The following is a 17,753-nucleotide window of genomic DNA, read 5'->3' as shown; positions in this document are numbered from 1 at the left end:
TTGCTGTTTGTATTTTTTACAATTTTTGCTTTGAGGATCACTTTAAATTAAATAAAAACTGAACGCACTATGTAAAAAAGTAGATTTAAGAAAAATCATTTATATAGATTAAAGAATATTTTATACTTTTGCGCCAGAAATTTAAGGGGTGCCCCAATCGGAGCTGAGATTATACCCAATGAACCTGGAACAGGTAATGCTGTTTAGGGAAACATTCATTATAATTGATGAATGATAAACGATAATTGATTTAAAAACATTGTGTAATCATTTATCAATCATCACTTATATATAGTCGCCCCTTTTATTCCATTAAATTTTAAAATTTATAAGAATGAAAGGTTTTATTTTTTTAGGGCTTACTGTAGCCGCCAATTTTTTAAATGCTCAAAGCAGAGATACTGTTTCTGTAAAAGAGATTGAAGCTGTAAACTTTACCAAAAGACTTCCGGTTGCTAAAGAAATCATCAACGTACAAAAAGATTTAGACAGCAAAAATTTAGGGCAAGACCTTCCGATGTTGCTCAAAAATCAAACATCAATTATTTCAACTTCTGATGCTGGAAACGGAGTAGGCTACACCGGTTTTAGAATTCGTGGAGTTGCAGGAAGAGGCATTAATGTGATGATGAATGGCGTTCCGTTCAACGATTCTGAAAGTCAGGGTACATTTTTTGTGAATGTTCCGGATCTTACAAGTTCAGCGTCACAAGTGGTGATTCAGCGTGGTGTAGGAACTTCCAACAATGGAGTTTCAGCTTTTGGAGCAAGTATTAATGTAATTTCAAGAGAGCCTTCCGATACGTTCTACTTTAAAACAGACGACAGTTACGGTTCTTTCAATACCTATAAATATGCTGCCGAAATCGGGTCTGGAAAATTTTGGAAAAACAGATTATCGGTTATGGGAAGATATTCTACCATTCATTCTGATGGATATATCGACAGAACTTTTTCTGATTTGAATTCTTACAATTTTACCGCACTTTTTGAAGAAGGAAAAACAAAACTTCGTTTCATGACTTTCGGAGGAAAAGAAAAAACCTACCAAGCGTGGAATGGGGTAGATAAAGCGACTTGGGAAACCAATCCGAAATTCAATTATTCTGGAGCAATTTATGATGCCAATTGGGAAAATATTGTAGGATATTATGATAATGAAACCGATAATTACCGCCAAAATCATTACCAATTGCTTTGGGAGCAAGGTTTAAATGAAAAATGGAACCTCGAAACCACTTTGCATTATACCAAAGGAAGAGGTTTTTATGAAAACTATAAACAGGGCGATCCTTACTCAAGATATAATTTGCCGGATTTTAATGGAGAAGAATATTCAGATTTTATCAGAAAAAAATGGTTGAATAACGATTTCTACGGCGTTGTTTCTACTTTGTACGGGAATTTTGAAAATCTTGACCTTAATTTTGGAGTCGTAGGAAACCAATATTATGGAAGACATTACGGAAATGTGAGCGATGTTTTCAATCCTCAAATTGTGGAAGCAGAGTATTACCGAAATCGTTCGGTGAAGAATGAAGTCGCTGGTTTTGCAAAAGCTTTAATTAAAGTAAATAATTTCGAGTTTTTTGGAGATTTGCAGCTTAGAAATATTGATTACGATACGAAAATCATTCAGGAAGGAGATTATGAAGGAGCTAATTTGAAGAAAAATTGGCTATTCTTCAACCCAAAAGCTGGTGTAAATTATAAAATTGGAAGCGGAAAAGTTTTCTTCTCGTACGCACATGCGCAACGCGAACCCAATCGTGACGATTTAATTGCAGACAACGATGTAAAAGCAGAAAAACTGCATGATTTTGAAGCCGGCTTCGAAAAACAATTCGGGAAAGTGGCGTTCACAGCCAATCTTTATTATATGTATTATTTGAACCAATTGGTTTTGAATGGTCAGATTAGTAATATTGGAGAGTTTATCAGAACCAATTCTGGGAAAAGTTTTAGGAGAGGTGTAGAAATTGGTGCTTTGGCAAAACTTTCTCAGAAGTTTGAAATCTCTGCAAACATCAATGCGAGTGAAAACAGAAACTTAGATTTTAAAGTGGAAAACCAGAGCGGAGTGCAAAATTTAGGAGATACAGAAATTTCTTTCTCGCCTAATTTAATAGCCAATTTAACATTAAAATACAACCCCGTTAAAAATTTCCAATTGGGTGTAACCAACCAATATGTTGGAAAACAGTATTTGGATAATACCCAAACACAAGATCTTCAGTTGAAAGATTATTTGCTTACAGATTTTAATGTGCAATATGATTTTAAAATTCAAAAACATGAAGTGGCGTTAAAACTTTTGGTAAATAATATTTTTAACCAGAAATACGTAAACAACGGATATGTATACAATGGGCCGATTTATTTTTCACAAGCGGGAACCCATTTTATGTTCGGAATTAGCTGGAAAATACAGTAAGAACACACCAATGTTTTTATATTTAACTAAGTAATTTTAGATTAATTGTGAAGACTGCTTCGGCAGTCTTTTTTCATGTAGATTTTTACCTCTGAAAAGTCATGAAAAAGTCATAAATTTGTCGACAAATGAATATTTCAGCATACATTTTAGAATATCTGAAGAAATTCGGAACAGTAACCGTTCCAGGATTTGGAGTGTTTTCTCTTGAAAATTCGAAGGCAAAGCTAGACCCAGAAAATGGGAGTATTTTGCCTCCTTCAAGCCAGATTGCTTTCAAAGTAGATTATCTTGCAGAATCCGACGATTTAATCAGTTTTATCGCTTCTAAAAAAGAAGCGAGTTTTGAAGTTGCTAAAAATGAACTTCAGATTCAGACCGATTTTTGGAAGAAAAAATTGCAGGCAGACCATACTTTGGAAATTCAGAATTTAGGAAGAATAAACCAAGGCGATGAAGGGTTGTCTTTTTTCGGTAAAAGATTAAGTTCGGACCACCCTGATTTTTACGGGTTAGAAGAGATTCGATTTTCAGACATCAGCAATGGTGAAAGTATTATTGAAAGTACTTCTAAAGAAAAAGATTACAAATTTGGCAAATCTATTTTGTGGATTTTCTTGGTTGGAGTTCCTGTTGCGGCGATTGCATATTTAGCCATAACTCAGCAAGATTTGCTTTTCGGGAAAAAATCTTTCGACAGTATTTCGGTACAAACCAAGACGAGAAGAATAGAAAAACCAGAGCCTATAAAAGTAGATTCGGCACAGTTGAAAATTTCAGATTCTATAAAAAGAGTTTTTTATAAAGCAGATTCTTTGAAAATTGATTCTATCAGAAAAGATTCTATAAAAAAGGCTCATTCAAAAAACTGGAAACCTTCCACAAAAAAAAGTAAATAAAATGGCAAAAATAAAAAAGGCGTCAGAATCTCTTACGGTGATGACAAATATTGTACTTCCCAATGATACCAACCAACTTAGAAACCTTTTTGGAGGAGAATTGTTGGCGAGAATGGATAGATGTGCTTCGATTTCTGCAACAAGACATTGCGAAAGAAGAGTTGTAACGGCATCTGTGAACCATGTTTCTTTCGATTATCCAATTCCGGAAGGAGGAATTGTTGTGATGGAATCTAAAGTTTCTCGTGCATTCGGAACTTCAATGGAAATTTATGTGGATGTTTGGTTAGACGACCCGATTAACCAAAAGAAAACGCAGACTAACAAAGGGATTTATACTTTTGTTGCGGTAGACGAATTCAACCGTCCAATTCCGATTCCTCAAATGGAGCCAGAAACAGAACTTGAAAAAGAGAGATTTGCAGCAGCTTTAAGAAGAAAAGAATTGTCGCTAATTCTTTCCGGCAGAATGAAACCAACCGAATCTGTAGAATTGAAAAAACTTTTCTCAGGAGAAATTGAAATATAAATAGTAACGGAAGAATTTTTCTTCCGTTTGTTTTTAATGTAAGAGAATGAAAATTTTATTATTAGACAAAAACCATCCATTAATTACCGAGCAACTTTTAGCTAAAAACTTTATTCTTGAAGAAGACTTTTCTTCAACTTACGATGAGGTTTGTGCAAAAATTGAAAATTATGATGGCATTATTATTCGCAGTAGAATTCCTTTGGATAAAAACTTTTTAGAGAGTGCTAAAAATCTAAAATTCATTGCAAGAGTAGGAGCCGGAATGGAAAATATTGATATTCCTGTTGCCGAAAGCTTGGGAATTCAGCTTATTAATTCTCCGGAAGGAAATAGAGATTCTGTTGCGGAACACGTGGTAGGAATGTTGCTGGTTTTAATGAACCGACTTTTCATTGCCTCGCAAGAAGTAAAAAACGGAATTTGGCTTCGTGAAGAAAATCGTGGCGACGAATTACTTGGAAAAACAGTTGGTTTAATTGGTTATGGAAATATGGGAAAAGCCACTGCGAAAAGACTTTCTGGGTTTGGTTGCGATGTTATTTTCTATGATATTTTGCCAAATCTTTCAGATGAATTTGCTGCGCAAGTTTCTTTGGAAGAATTAAAAGAAAAAGCTGAGGTTTTGAGTTTGCATATTCCTTTAACGGAGTCTACACATTATATGATTGATGAAAAGTTTATCTCGGAGATGAAAAATGATTTCTATTTTGTCAACACTGCGAGAGGAAAAAATGTTGAAACGAAAAGTTTAGTTCAGGCAATTCAGTCTGGGAAAGTAAAAGGTGCTTGTCTTGATGTTTTAGAGTACGAAAAATCTTCTTTTGAAAATATTGAATCTGAAAATGAAACGCTGCGCTATCTTTTACACTCAGAAAAAGCCATTGTAACCCCTCATATTGCCGGTTGGACGCATCAAAGTAAAGAAAAACTGGCGCAAGTGATTGTGGATAAGATTTTGGCGGGGTTTGCTTGATGGTTCTTTTAAAATTTATAACTGTTTATTAAAATAGGAAACCCTTGCGAAAGCGAGGGTTTTGTTTTTGTAAGATTGCTATTTCAAAAAGAATCTCTAATACTAAGCTTTTCGACGCTCGCTTCGCTCGCGCCATTTGCCAACCCAGACTTTATGAATCTGTTTATTGTGACTTATTATGTTAAATAATTCATAATTTACATTCCTATTTCAGTCATTCTTTTCAGTTTTATTAAATTGCCATTCAATTTTATTTTGGATATGAAGAAGTTTAGATTTGTACTGGCCGCAACTGTTTTTTTATTTATTAATTCTTGTAAAGATAAATCTGAAAAGCAAAGTGAGGATCAGGAGTATACTTCCAATTTACCGAATTACGGAAACGTAAACCTTGATGATGTTTTTACAGAAGAAGACTCTTATCTTTCTGGGAAGGCGTCTATTGTGGCATCAGTAAAAAATTACTACGATAAAGTTTGGGAAAAAGGTAACCTAAGTGGAAGTGTTTTGGTGGCAAAAGGAGACGAAATTCTTTTTGAAGGTTACCGAGGTTTTGCTAGAGAGGGAAATAAAAATCCTATCAATAAAGATACGCCACTTCATGTGGCTTCAGTTTCTAAAACAATGACGGCGATGGCTGTTTTAAAACTGGTAGAAGCTGGAAAAGTAAAATTAGAAGACCATTTAACCTCTTTATTTCCGGGCTTTCCTTATCCGAATGTTACCGTTCAAACTTTATTAGACCAACGAAGTGGGCTTCCAAAATACGAGTATTTTATTGATAAAATAAAACCTGTGCCTGCAGAACTTTCAAAAGCATTTATTACCAATCAGGATGTTCTTAATATGCTCATTAAGTACAAACCAGAATTGGCGAGAGATACAGATACCGGTTTCATGTATTGCAATACCAACTATGCGCTTTTGGCTCTTATCGTAGAGAAAGTCACCAAAACAGCTTTTCCGCAAGCAATGAAAGAAATGGTTTTTGCGCCTCTTAAAATGAATCATACCTACATTTTTCAGCAAAAAGATATTCCTACAGCTTCGCAATCTTTTTATTTTGGAGGAAACAGATTGTATCCTTTAGATCGGTTGGATGTAATTTATGGCGACAAAAATGTGTATACGACGCCGAGAGATTTATATAATTTTTCTAAAGCATTATTTTCTAAAAACTTTTTGAAACCTGAATTGATGGCTAAAGTTTTTGAACCTTACAGCAATGAAAAAGCCGGACAAAATAATTATGGACTTGGTTTCAGAATGAAAATTTTTGATAACGGTGAAAAACTAACGTATCACAACGGTTGGTGGCATGGCTCAAACTCAGTTTTTGCACATCTTCTTAAATCTAAAGTTACGATTGTTGCTATTGGTAATAAATATTCAGGAAGAGTTTATTCTGCATTAGCTTTAGCCGGGCTTTTTGAAGATTTTCCGGCTCAGAAAGAAAAACTGGAACACATTCTTCATGAAAACCAAGATTCTCTGAAATCTGGTAGTGAAGTTTTTGGAGAATAATGATTATTTTTGTCCAAATATCTTCATGAAAAGAATTTTTTTATTTTTAACCGTATTATTACTCCTAAACTCTTGTGCAAGAGTTGGTTCGCCAATTGGAGGCACCAAAGATACGCTAGCTCCGAAAGTTATCGGTTCTAATATCGATAGTTCAAGAGTAAATGTTCCGAGAAATATTAAAGAACTGAGAATAGATTTTGATGAGTACATCACGTTGAAAGATATCAACAAAAATCTTATTATTTCCCCGCCAATAAAAAGTATCAAAAGAATTTTACCTTCTACAATTGCCAATACATCTTTACTGATTCAATGGGCAGATACTTTGCAGGCAAATACAACATATAATTTCAACTTTGGAAATTCTATTGCAGACAACAACGAGTCTAATATTTTAAGATACTACAATTTTGCATTTTCTACTGGCGAAAAGTTAGACGATTTGTACATCTCCGGAGAGGTAAAAGACGGAATGGCGATTAAAAAACCACAATCTTCTGAGAATAAAATGGTTGTAGGTCTTTATCAGGTAAAAGACACCATGAATTATCGTGAAAAGCCTTACTACATAAGTAAAGTAGATGATGATGGTTATTTTGAACTCAATTATCTATCAAAAGGAAAATATAAAATTATTGCTTTTGAAGATGAAAATAGCAACTCAGTTTACGATCCTGGAAAAGAAAAAATTGGTTTTCAGAAAGAAGAAGTAAATGTTGAAAAATCTATTTCTGGATTAAATCTGAAAGTTTTTCCATCTAAAAAGAAAGTAAAATATCTTGAGATGAAAGAAATGCCGGGCGGAATTTTGATGACTTTTGAAGGCAATCCGGAATCGGTAAAAGTAAATCCGTTAAACGAAAAAATGACCGATTATAAAATTACTCATAAACCAAAATCTGACTCTGTGAAAATCTGGTTTGATGCAGTAAAAAATAATATTGGGCAAACAACAAACGAAAACCTCAAATTTACCTACGATGCTGGTATTATTAAAGATTCTCTCTTTAATGCATCGTTATTTTACAAATACAATACAAAGAATAAAATGTCTGTAGACAACGGGATTGGAGGGAATTTGCTTCCGCCAAAAACCGATTTTAAAATTGTAGCGGACTACATTGTAGATAGAATTCAACCTGATAAATGGATACTAAAGTCGGATAGCATCAGTCAGAATTTCACAGCAAAAATTTCTGAAACAAATCCTTACGAAATCCTTATTCAGTCTGATTTTGTGGAAGGAAAAAAGTATCAGCTTACTGTTCCGAAATCTACAGTGCTTTCATATTATGATAAAATTGCAGATTCAAAAAGATTCGATTTTGAAGCTGATAAAATTGAAAACTACGGGAGTTTAACGTTCAAATTAACCAATGCGCCGAGTTCATATTTTTGGTTGCAGCTTTTGGATTCTTCAGAAAAAGTGGTGTATCAAAAATATACCAACAGTACGGAAACCAAATTTGATATTGTAAAACCGGGAGAATATATTGTTAGAATTCTGGTCGATAGTAATGGTAATAAGTTTTGGGATGCTGCAGATTTTGCCACAGAAACTTTTGCTGAAGAAGGTTTTGTATATTATAAAATTGCTTTAGCAAGACCACTTTGGGATACGGTAGAAACTTGGGATTTAAAAGATACAAGACCTATAAATCTTGAAATGAAAAATCCTGTGAAGAACACCGAAACACAGAAAAAATCAGGAAAATTTGATGTAGGAGAATTGCCAAAAGATAACAATAAATTAGACCTTTAATGAAAAAAGTAAAAAAAATTATCTTTTGGGTTTTGGTTGGGTTTGCCATTATTCAGTTTATTCCTGTAGATAAAGTAAATAGACCTGTAGACCAAAAACTGAATTTTGTTACGATAAAGAAGACGCCTTCAGAAATTCAAACTTTGCTGAAAAATGCTTGTTACGACTGTCATTCAGACGAGACAGTTTACCCTAAATATGCGCAAATTGCACCGATTTCATGGTCGATAAAATCTCACGTAAACGATGGGAGAGAGCATCTTAATTTTTCTGTCTGGAAATCTTACAATGCAGACCTTAAGAAAAGTATGCTAGAAAAATCTATGCAAACCATCGAAAGCAAAACAATGCCACTTCCGGGTTATATCGTATATCATAAAGAAGCAGATTTAACACCGGCTCAAAGGACGATTCTTAAAAAGTACTTTGAAGCGGTGCTAAGTTCTGGAAATCTATAAATTTTAATTATTTTTAAGGTAATTTGCCAAGAATTTCTTCTGAGAATCAAACGCGATGTCGTCTAAATTGATTTCTTTTAAAGGAATCCAAACTGCATCAGAAATTTCTGAAAGTTCTAGGTCTACTGCAAATTTTTCTTCCACATTATATTCAAAGAAAAGGTCGATTGTATTGTAATCTATTTCTTTGTATTGGTAGACGTTGGGCAAACTTGCAAGGTATTGTAGACGAGATGTGTCTATAGTAAGTTTTAGCTCTTCAAAAAGTTCTCTTTTACAAGTGTTTTCAGCAGATTCTTTGGGGTCGATAAATCCTCCCGCCATATCAAGTTTTCCCTTTTTAGGTTCTTGGTTTCTTCTGGTAAGGAAAAGCTCGTTTCCGCTTCTAATAACCACGGCAACCGCTCCTGCTACATTGTTGTAAAGAACGAAGCTGCATTGCGTGCAGCTCCATTTTTTTTCTTGATCCCAATTTAAAGTTTGTTTTCCGCAACTAGGGCAGAAACTTAAGTTTTTCATTATGCAATATTTACATTTCTAGGATGATAGTTTAAGATAACATCCCTCAATTCTTCATTTTTTAAATGAGTATAAACCTCTGTTGTTGTAATACTCGAATGCCCCAACATTTCTTGTATAAATCTTAAATCTGCGCCGTTCTGAAGCAAATGCGTAGCAAAAGAGTGTCTAAATGTGTGTGGTGATATTTTTTTGCTTACACCCGCTTTGTCTGTAAGCTCCTTAATGATTAAAAATACAATTACCCTCGACATATTTGTGCCTCTGCTGTTTAGGAAAAGAGTATCTTCATGCTTTTTGGTTACTTTGCATTCTGATCGTATTTCTTTGATGTATTCCTGTATCAATTCAGCAGTGTAACTTGCAAGGGGTACAAATCTGGTTTTGTTTCCTTTTCCAGTTACTTGGATGTAATTTTCGTTAAAGTTAATATTTGAAATTTTAATATCAATCAATTCTGAAACGCGAAGCCCACATCCATAAAGTACTTCTATAATACATTGGTTTCTTTTTCCTGTTTTTGAAGAAACTTCAATGGCTCCGATAATTTTGTTGATGTCGGTAAGGCTTAATGTATCAGGTAAGTATAGTCCTAATTTTGGGCCTTCAAGCAAAGCGGAAGGGTTGTCTTCACGAATTTCATCTTCCATTAAATATCTAAAAAATGCTTTAATAGAAGAGATCCATCTTGCTTGTGATCTTTCACTAAATTTCTGTTTGCTAAGTGCAAAAATATACTCTTGAAGGTTTTCGTACGAGATGCTGTCTGGGCCAATATTTTCGAGATTTTGTTCAGAATAATCTTTCAATTTTCTGATGTCTCTGATGTATGCATCCAAAGTGTTTTCTGAAAAATTTCTTTCAAAACGAAGAAACATTTCAAAATCCTTAATTTTTTCGTCCCAAGTCATTTGTGTGTTTTTTTTTTATTTGTTTTCTAATTTAAATCATCTTCATTTACCTGTATTATTTCAATATTATGATTTTTTAGAAATGTGATCCCTTCATCGTCTGAATATGCATTGATGTAGACCAGCTTTTCAATTCCTGCTTGTAAAATCAGTTTACTGCATTCTTTGCAGGGAGAAAGGGTGAGATAAAGCGTAGAGCCTTTGGCAGATTGTGTAGAGCCTGCAAGTTTTAAAATTGCGTTGGCTTCGGCATGCAATACGTACCAATGGGTTTGTCCGTTGTCATCTTCACAGCAGTTTTCGAAACCGGAAGGGGTACCGTTGTAACCGTCTGAAATAATCATTCTGTCTTTCACAATTAGTGCTCCTACCTGTTTTCTTTTACAGTAAGAAAGTTTTGCCCACTCTTGAGCCATTTTCAAATAAGCTTTGTCGAACTTACTATACTTCTGCATCAGTTTTTTTGAAATAATTTTGGTAATTCTTTTTAAGTTTTAAAAATTGGGTTTTCTTTTCTCAAGGAAAGCTGTAACACCTTCCTTTTTGTCCTCAAGTTCAAAAACTTCTCCGAAATATTTAATTTCGGTATCAAATCCTTTATCTGTGTCTGAAAGATTTACAGCGCTTATCGCTTTTGCAATCGCCATTGGCGAGTTTTGTGCAATCGTTGCTGCGTTCTCTTTTGTTTTATTTAATAATTCTTCGATGGTAAATACATCGTTTACCAGCCCAATTTCTTTTGCTCTTTGAGCGGTAATCATTTTAGCAGAAAAGATCATCTCGTTTGCAATACCTTTTCCTACTAATTTTGGAAGACGTTGCGTACCTCCATATCCCGGAATTAAGCCTAAAGTTACTTCCGGAAGACCTAGTTTGGCGTTTTCTGAAGCATATCTTATATGACATGCCATTGCCAATTCCAAACCTCCACCCAATGCAAAACCATTTACGGCAGCAATTACAGGTTTCGATAGGTTTTCAATCTTATTAAAAAGGGAGTTATGACCATTTCTCGCCAATTCTTCCGCTTCTTTTTGTCCGAAATCTGAAAATTCTTTAATGTCTGCTCCTGCAACGAAAGACTTTTCACCGCTTCCTGTTAAGATAATTACACGTACTTCTGGGTCTTTTTCCAGATTCCCGAATGCCTCGCTTAGCTCCTGAATTGTCTTAGAATTTAATGCGTTAAGGTTTGAAGGTCTGTTAATTGTAATTACAGAAATTTTGTTTTCTTTCGTTAAAAGGATGTTTTCGAACATTATTTTTCGCTTAATCTAATAATAATACGCAAATTAAAAATTTTTCACTAAAAAAAGAGGAAAAAGTGTATTTTTTTTCCTCTTTTTTTAATTTATGTGTGTGGATACTTATTTTGAATGGTTCATCATGTTTGCATCGATGCTGATTTGAAGCGCTGAAGCTACCTTAATTCCCAGTTCTATATTGGCTCTGAAAAAGTGACAAAGCTGTCTGTTGATGATTTCTTCTCTTTTAGGACCAGAGATTCCTTTCATGCTTTCCGTAATGTTGTGAATAAGTCTTTCTCGGTCTTCCGCTTTCATTGCTTTGGTGTATAATAAGCCAGGTTGCGTGTAATGGTCGTCGTCATTTTCGTTTCGATTGTAGTTGGCTACATGATTGCTATCCAATTCATATTCGAAATTTTTATACGAAGAATCTGGTTTAATATCATCAAAACTATTTGGGTGGTAGTTGGGCTTATCTTGATATTGGCTTGAATCTGCCATGAAACCGTCTCTTTGGTAATTATTTACCGCAAAAGGGCAACGATTTACTTCCAACAAATGCGAGTTTACACCCACTCTGTAGCGATGCGCATCTGGATAGGAGAATAATCTTCCTTGAAGCATTTTGTCTGGCGAGAAACTAATTCCGTTGATAAGATTGCTTGGAGAGAAAGTAGCCTGTTCTACATGTGCAAAATAATTTACAGGAACCTCGTTCAGTTCCATTTCGCCCACTTCTTGCAAAGGAAAATCGTCGTGCGACCATACTTTTGTTACATCAAAAGGATTCCAACGAAATTCTTTTGCTTGTGCTTCTGTCATAGTTTGGATGAACATCGTCCATTTTGGGAAATCACCGTTTTCAATAGCATTGCAAAGGTCTTCTTGTGCAAAATCAGGATTTTCACCTGCCATTTTTATAGCCTCTTCGTTTGTGAAGTTTTTAATGCCCTGTTTTGTTAAAAAATGAAACTTTACCCAAGTTCTCTCGTTTTTATCATTAATCATAGAAAAAGTGTGAGAGCCGAAACCATGCATATGTCTATATCCATAAGGTGTACCTCTGTCTGACATTAAAATCATTACTTGATGCAAAGATTCTGGATTCAAACTCCAAAAATCCCACATCATCGTAGCACTTTTTAAATTGGTTTTAGGAACTCTTTTTTGTGTATGAATAAAGTCTGGAAATTTTTTAGCGTCTTTAATGAAAAATACAGGTGTGTTGTTTCCAACTAAGTCCCAATTTCCGTCTTCAGTATAAAATTTAAGAGCAAAGCCTCTTGGATCTCTTGCGGTATCTGCACTTCCTTTTTCGCCTCCAACTGTGGAAAATCTTGCAAACATTCGGCAAGAATTTCCAACGTTAGCAAATAATTTCGCTTTCGTATATTTTGAAATGTCGTGGGTTACAGTAAATTTTCCATAAGCACCGCTACCTTTCGCGTGAACAATTCTTTCTGGTATTCTTTCTCTCACAAAATGAGCTAAATTTTCCTGTAGAATAAAATCTTGAAGAAGAACCGGGCCTCTTGCTCCTACCGTTTGTGAGTCTTGATGTTCATAATAAGGGGCTCCGCTGCTTGTGGTTAATTTTTTGGTATCCATATCGTTATGATTTGTCGGGGTTAATTCAATATATAAGTTCAAATTTAGATGAATTTTTAATTGCCTAATGCAAAAACGTTATATCTTTGTAATAGATAATATTAATCAGATGAACATTCAGCAATTGGAATATCTTATCGCCGTAGATAAGTATAAACATTTTGGTAAAGCTGCGCAAGCTTGCTTTATTACACAGCCAACTTTAAGTGCCATGATTCAGAAGTTTGAAGATGAGCTGGATGTGAAGGTTTTCGACAGAACTACGCATCCTATTCGTACGACTGATGTGGGTTCACAAATTATTGACCAAGCTAAAGTAATCATCGATTCGGTAAACGAGCTCAAAAATAAAGCCAATCTTTTGAATAATATTTTGGGTGGGACAATTAATTTAGGAATTATCCCAACGGTTTCATCGTTTATTCTTCCAACCGAAATTTTTAGTTTTCTTCAGGAAAATCCTAAAATTCAGATGAATGTAAAAGAGATGACGACGGATAATATCATCAAAGCATTGAAAAGTGGTGAGTTGGATGCCGGGATTATTTCTACACCTTATGATAATGCCAACGAATTTTATCAAGACTTCCTTTTTAATGAAGAGTTGATGATTTATAGCTCTGATAACGAATCTAAGAAAAAGAATTCTTTCATCGTTCCAGAAGAGCTTAATGTGGAAAAAGTATGGCTTTTGGAAGAAGGAAATTGTTTAAGAAATCAATTTGAAAATATTTGTCATCTAAAAGAAAATACTTTAAAACCGAAAAATTTAGATTTCCTGGCGTCTAATATTCAAACCTTGGTGCAGATGGTAGATAAAGTTGGTGGTATTAGTATTTTGCCGGAACTTGCGTTAAACCAACTTTCTGAAGAGCAAAAATCAAAAGTATTTAGATTTAAAAAGCCGTTTCCGTACAGGGAGATCAGCATTATTTATTATAAGCCAACGTTCAAGCAAAAAATTATTGACGAGTTGGGTGGTTCAATAAAGAAATCTTTAGAAAATAAATTAAGCTACAATCAAAATCCAAAAGATTTTGTGAGTATAAAACCGCAATAGAAGAAAGGTCAGGCGAAAGTCTGATCTTTCTCATTTTTAATATAATGTGAAAAGTTTTGAGTATTAGAAAAATAGTACTTACCTTTGCAGACGTTTGATAACGAGGAAAAATTTGACCTGATTGCAACCTCTATAAAAATATGCTAAAACAGTATTCTTTTTTTGAGCTATTTCCGGCAATTATTTACTATTTTTCCTCATCAGTTTTAATTAAAAAAAACAAAAAAATAATATGTCTTATTTATTTACGTCTGAATCAGTTTCAGAAGGGCATCCGGATAAAATCGCCGATCAGATTTCCGATGCGTTGATCGATAACTTTTTAGCTTACGACCAGTCGTCTAAAGTAGCTTGTGAAACTTTGGTTACTACAGGACAGGTAGTTTTGGCAGGAGAGGTGAAATCTGATGCTTATCTTGATGTACAAACTATTGCCAGAGAGGTAATCAACGGAATTGGTTATACAAAAGGAGAGTATATGTTTAATGGAGATTCTTGTGGGGTAATTTCTGCCATTCACGAGCAATCGCCAGACATTAACCAAGGTGTAGACAGAGCTGTAAACGACGAATCTTTTGAAGCGAAAGCAAATGCTCAAGGAGCAGGAGATCAAGGGATGATGTTTGGCTATGCAACCAACGAAACGGCTAATTACATGCCTTTAGCTTTAGATTTAGCACATACAATTCTAAAAGAGCTTTCTGCTTTGAGAAGAGAAAATTCTGCAATTACTTACCTTCGTCCAGATGCAAAATCTCAAGTTACCATCGAATATTCAGACGATCACAAACCTGTAAGAATTGATTCTATCGTAGTTTCTACTCAGCACGATGATTTCGGAACTGAAGAAGAAATGCTCAATAAAATTAGAGAAGACATTAAAAATATTTTGATTCCAAGAGTGGTTGCTTTGCAAACTGAAGAGATCAAAGCATTATTTAATGATCAAATTAAGTATCACATCAACCCAACTGGGAAGTTTGTAATCGGTGGTCCTCACGGAGATACAGGTCTTACAGGAAGAAAAATTATCGTAGATACTTACGGTGGTAAAGGAGCTCACGGTGGTGGTGCTTTCTCTGGAAAAGATCCTTCAAAAGTAGATAGAAGTGCAGCTTATGCTACAAGACACATTGCTAAAAATTTAGTTGCTGCAGGTGTTGCAGACGAAGTTTTGGTACAGGTTTCTTACGCAATTGGTGTTGCAGAACCTTGTGGTTTATACATCAATACTTACGGAACTTCTAAAGTAGGTTTAAATGATGGAGATATTGCTAAAAAAGTATCAACTGTATTCGATTTAAGACCTTACGCAATCGAGCAGAATTTGAAGTTGAGAAACCCTATTTACCAAGAAACGGCTTCTTACGGTCACATGGGAAGAGAAAGCTATGTAGCTAATAAAACTTTCAACAAAGGGCAGAAAAATGAGTTGACTCTTGAAGGTTTGGAATTCTTCACTTGGGAAAAATTAGACAAAGTAGAAGAAATTAAATCGGCTTTCGGTTTGTAAATCTTCTTTTCGGTATAGAAACTGCTTTAACATGAAAATGCTAAAGCAGTTTTTTTTATTTTTACACTTAAATTTTTTACCATGAATATGCGATTTGCACTCATTATATTTTCTCTTTTTATCACAGGTTTTTTGGCGAAGGCGCAATATACAGTGCATAAAATGATACATGTAGGATATGTTTATCAAAATCAAAGCTTTGGAGAGGTTGGTGGCAAATTGATGTTTCTAAAGAACGACGATGTAATTTATCGTTTGGGAGCATCTGCTTTAATGGGTTCTGCACATTCAGAATTTGCGATTATGCCAAAATTACAAGCCGATGTTTTGCTTAATTTTCAAAAAGATGTAGACTTTTACCACTCGTATTATTTTATCGTAGGAGCAGAAGGAACCAATAAATATGTAGCTCCAAAAGTAGGACTTAGTCTATTCGGAATTGTGGATTTAACAGGAGGTTATGCTTTTCCTATTGCAGATTCAAGGCTAAACGGGAAAGAGTTGAAAGGGTTAAATATCAATTTCACATTAAATATTCCAACAGTGGCAATTTATGATATGTTTAAATAGAAAAAATTAATTTTTTTGAATGTTAATTGATAAAAGTTTAACATTTATTAAAAATTTATTTATATTTACAGCATAATTCGATGCTATAGAAAAGACTTTACTCTGAAAATTGCTTACACTCCCCTTTATAAACCAGGTATAAACCGGGAAAAAGGAAAGTATGCGATAATAATAATTTAGAAGAAGTAAAGTTATGAAACCAACAGATAGCAATTTAATCGCGCTCTATCAGAGCGGAAATGAAGAGGCATTATCCACCCTTATTTATCGCCATCAAAATGAGCTTTTTACGTTTATTGTTTATAAGATTAATGACGAAGATCTTGCCAATGATATCTTTCAAGATACATTTATCAAAATTATTGTAATGCTAAAAGAAGGGCGTTATAATGAAGAAGGTAAATTCATACTTTGGGCAAAAAGAATTGCACAAAATTTAATTATTGACCATTTTCGTGCTAAAGCAAAAAATGTAAAAGTATCTGAAACTACTTTCGAAAGTGAAGATTTTTCAATTTTTGATTTAATTAGAGAGCCTTCAGAAAATATTGAAGATCAGTTAGTGAGCCTTCAAATTCAGGAAGATTTATTAAAAATGCTTCATTTTTTACCTGAAAACCAACAAGAGGTGATAAAACTCAGGTTTTTTGATGGATTAAGCTTTAAAGAAATCGCTGAACATACCGATATGAGCATTAACACGACGTTGGGAAGGGTTCGCTATGCTTTAATAAATTTAAGAAAAATCATGGAAGAGAAGAATATTATTCTCACAAGATAATAAAATGGAATAATTTTCGTTTTTAAAGAAAACATAACCATAGCCTATGAAAAATAACGATTCTTTAAAAGCGAAAAGTTTGAAACCAAAAAAGCAAACTATTGATTTTTTGCTTAAATTCTCAAAAAATATAGAAGTTATGAAAGTGAAGGATTCTCACTATCACGTTACGAAAAATTAAAATTACTAAATTTGTGCTGTATGAAAATTCAGCACATTTTTTTTGATCTCGATAATACACTTTGGGATCATCGCAGAAACGCTTATCTTACGATAAAAGCACTTTTTACCAAAGAAGAAATTGCCTTAAAATACAACATAGATTTTGAAGAATTCCATTCAGTTTATCATGAAATAAACGAAAAGCTTTGGGAACAAATTCGGGATGGTGAAATTGATAAAAGTTATCTGAGAAAGCACCGTTTTTATGATACATTCAACCATTTTGGGATAGATAATCTTGAGTTGTCGATGTATTTCGAAGAGCATTTTTTAGATAAAATTCTCAACTTTAATCATTTGGTAGAAGGTGCTGAAATTATTTTAGAATATTTAAAGTCTAAAAATTACACTCTTCATATTATTTCAAACGGATTTCAGGAAGTCACCGAGAGAAAGTGTATTCTTTCAGGAATAGACCATTACTTTCAAACGATTACCAGTGCCGATTCTGTTGGTGTAAGAAAACCTAATCCTGCAATTTTCGAGCATTCTTTGCATTTAGCGAATGCATCAAAGAAAGAAAGTATTTTAATTGGAGACGATTGGATTGCAGATGTTATTGGCGCTCAAAACTTTGGTATGGATGTGATTTTCTTTAATGTTTTGCGCGAAAAGAGACATGATGATAGCTTGAAGGCAATTGAGAGTTTGCTACAAATAAAAGAATATTTGTAAAAATTAAATAAGAGTTTTGATTTTTGAATTTGTTTTTTATTTAATTTTATAATCACTAAATATCA

At 34.0% G+C, this 17,753-nt stretch carries 17 protein-coding genes; 12 read left to right on the top strand and 5 right to left on the bottom strand.

Annotated features, from left to right (window positions below):
- Positions 1–334: 334 nt before the first annotated feature.
- The 7 genes from AC2A1D_RS09525 to AC2A1D_RS09495 all read left to right on the top strand — a co-directional run bounded on the left by AC2A1D_RS09525 (position 335) and on the right by AC2A1D_RS09495 (position 8,582).
- Complete coding sequence (locus AC2A1D_RS09525; RefSeq protein ID WP_484043409.1) at positions 335–2,434, top strand: TonB-dependent receptor; 2,100 nt, start codon at positions 335–337, stop codon at positions 2,432–2,434.
- A gap of 128 nt (positions 2,435–2,562) precedes the next feature.
- On the top strand, positions 2,563–3,333 hold the full coding sequence (locus tag AC2A1D_RS09520; RefSeq protein WP_484043408.1) for an HU domain-containing protein: 771 nt from the start codon (positions 2,563–2,565) through the stop codon (positions 3,331–3,333).
- Position 3,334: 1 nt separating this feature from the next.
- On the top strand, positions 3,335–3,862 hold the full coding sequence (locus tag AC2A1D_RS09515; RefSeq protein ID WP_484043407.1) for an acyl-CoA thioesterase: 528 nt from the start codon (positions 3,335–3,337) through the stop codon (positions 3,860–3,862).
- 46 nt (positions 3,863–3,908) lie between these two features.
- A complete protein-coding gene (locus AC2A1D_RS09510; protein ID WP_484043406.1) occupies positions 3,909–4,838 on the top strand; it encodes a 2-hydroxyacid dehydrogenase in 930 nt (309 codons plus the stop codon).
- A 261-nt stretch (positions 4,839–5,099) separates the two neighbouring features.
- A complete protein-coding gene (locus AC2A1D_RS09505) occupies positions 5,100–6,362 on the top strand; it encodes a serine hydrolase domain-containing protein (RefSeq protein WP_484043405.1) in 1,263 nt (420 codons plus the stop codon).
- A gap of 25 nt (positions 6,363–6,387) precedes the next feature.
- Positions 6,388–8,124 (top strand): Ig-like domain-containing domain, encoded by a 1,737-nt coding sequence (locus AC2A1D_RS09500; protein WP_484043404.1) that lies wholly within the window; start codon positions 6,388–6,390, stop codon positions 8,122–8,124.
- Positions 8,124–8,582, top strand: coding sequence for a heme-binding domain-containing protein (locus tag AC2A1D_RS09495; protein WP_484043403.1), 459 nt, complete (start codon positions 8,124–8,126; stop codon positions 8,580–8,582). The genes AC2A1D_RS09500 and AC2A1D_RS09495 overlap by 1 nt, the downstream gene beginning before the upstream one ends.
- A 3-nt stretch (positions 8,583–8,585) precedes the next feature.
- On the opposite strand, the gene AC2A1D_RS09490 is transcribed toward AC2A1D_RS09495, so the two are convergent.
- The 5 genes from AC2A1D_RS09490 to AC2A1D_RS09470 all read right to left on the bottom strand — a co-directional run bounded on the left by AC2A1D_RS09490 (position 8,586) and on the right by AC2A1D_RS09470 (position 12,867).
- Complete coding sequence (locus AC2A1D_RS09490; RefSeq protein ID WP_484043402.1) at positions 8,586–9,101, bottom strand: NUDIX hydrolase; 516 nt, start codon at positions 9,099–9,101, stop codon at positions 8,586–8,588.
- Positions 9,101–10,012: a site-specific tyrosine recombinase XerD gene (gene xerD, locus AC2A1D_RS09485; protein WP_484043401.1), complete on the bottom strand. Its 912-nt coding sequence runs from the start codon at positions 10,010–10,012 to the stop codon at positions 9,101–9,103. Before xerD ends, AC2A1D_RS09490 begins: the two co-directional genes overlap by 1 nt.
- A gap of 26 nt (positions 10,013–10,038) precedes the next feature.
- The gene (locus AC2A1D_RS09480) at positions 10,039–10,467 is read right to left on the bottom strand and encodes a deoxycytidylate deaminase (RefSeq protein WP_484043400.1); all 429 of its coding nucleotides are present in this window, start codon (positions 10,465–10,467) and stop codon (positions 10,039–10,041) included.
- A gap of 39 nt (positions 10,468–10,506) precedes the next feature.
- Entirely contained in the window at positions 10,507–11,271 is a 765-nt protein-coding gene (locus AC2A1D_RS09475) for an enoyl-CoA hydratase-related protein (RefSeq protein ID WP_484043399.1), read from the bottom strand.
- A 108-nt stretch (positions 11,272–11,379) separates the two neighbouring features.
- Positions 11,380–12,867 carry a catalase gene (locus AC2A1D_RS09470; protein WP_484043398.1) on the bottom strand — a complete coding sequence of 496 codons (1,488 nt, stop codon included), beginning with the start codon at positions 12,865–12,867 and terminating at the stop codon, positions 11,380–11,382.
- A gap of 109 nt (positions 12,868–12,976) precedes the next feature.
- Here AC2A1D_RS09470 and AC2A1D_RS09465 point away from each other — a divergent pair, with 109 nt between their 5' ends.
- The 5 genes from AC2A1D_RS09465 to AC2A1D_RS09445 all read left to right on the top strand — a co-directional run bounded on the left by AC2A1D_RS09465 (position 12,977) and on the right by AC2A1D_RS09445 (position 17,688).
- Positions 12,977–13,927, top strand: coding sequence for a hydrogen peroxide-inducible genes activator (locus AC2A1D_RS09465; protein WP_484043397.1), 951 nt, complete (start codon positions 12,977–12,979; stop codon positions 13,925–13,927).
- Between the two features lie 232 nt (positions 13,928–14,159).
- Entirely contained in the window at positions 14,160–15,440 is a 1,281-nt protein-coding gene (gene metK / locus AC2A1D_RS09460) for a methionine adenosyltransferase (RefSeq protein WP_484043396.1), read from the top strand.
- An 81-nt stretch (positions 15,441–15,521) separates the two neighbouring features.
- Entirely contained in the window at positions 15,522–16,010 is a 489-nt protein-coding gene (locus AC2A1D_RS09455; protein ID WP_484043395.1) for a hypothetical protein, read from the top strand.
- A 193-nt stretch (positions 16,011–16,203) separates the two neighbouring features.
- A complete protein-coding gene (locus tag AC2A1D_RS09450; RefSeq protein WP_484043394.1) occupies positions 16,204–16,791 on the top strand; it encodes an RNA polymerase sigma factor in 588 nt (195 codons plus the stop codon).
- Between the two features lie 201 nt (positions 16,792–16,992).
- Positions 16,993–17,688, top strand: coding sequence for a YjjG family noncanonical pyrimidine nucleotidase (locus AC2A1D_RS09445; protein ID WP_484043393.1), 696 nt, complete (start codon positions 16,993–16,995; stop codon positions 17,686–17,688).
- Positions 17,689–17,753 lie beyond the last annotated feature (65 nt).

Source organism: Chryseobacterium sp. HNCC26DJ239 (genome assembly GCF_057180445.1).
Note: the sequence above shows the minus strand (reverse complement) of the source record. Positions and strands in the feature narration are given on the sequence as shown.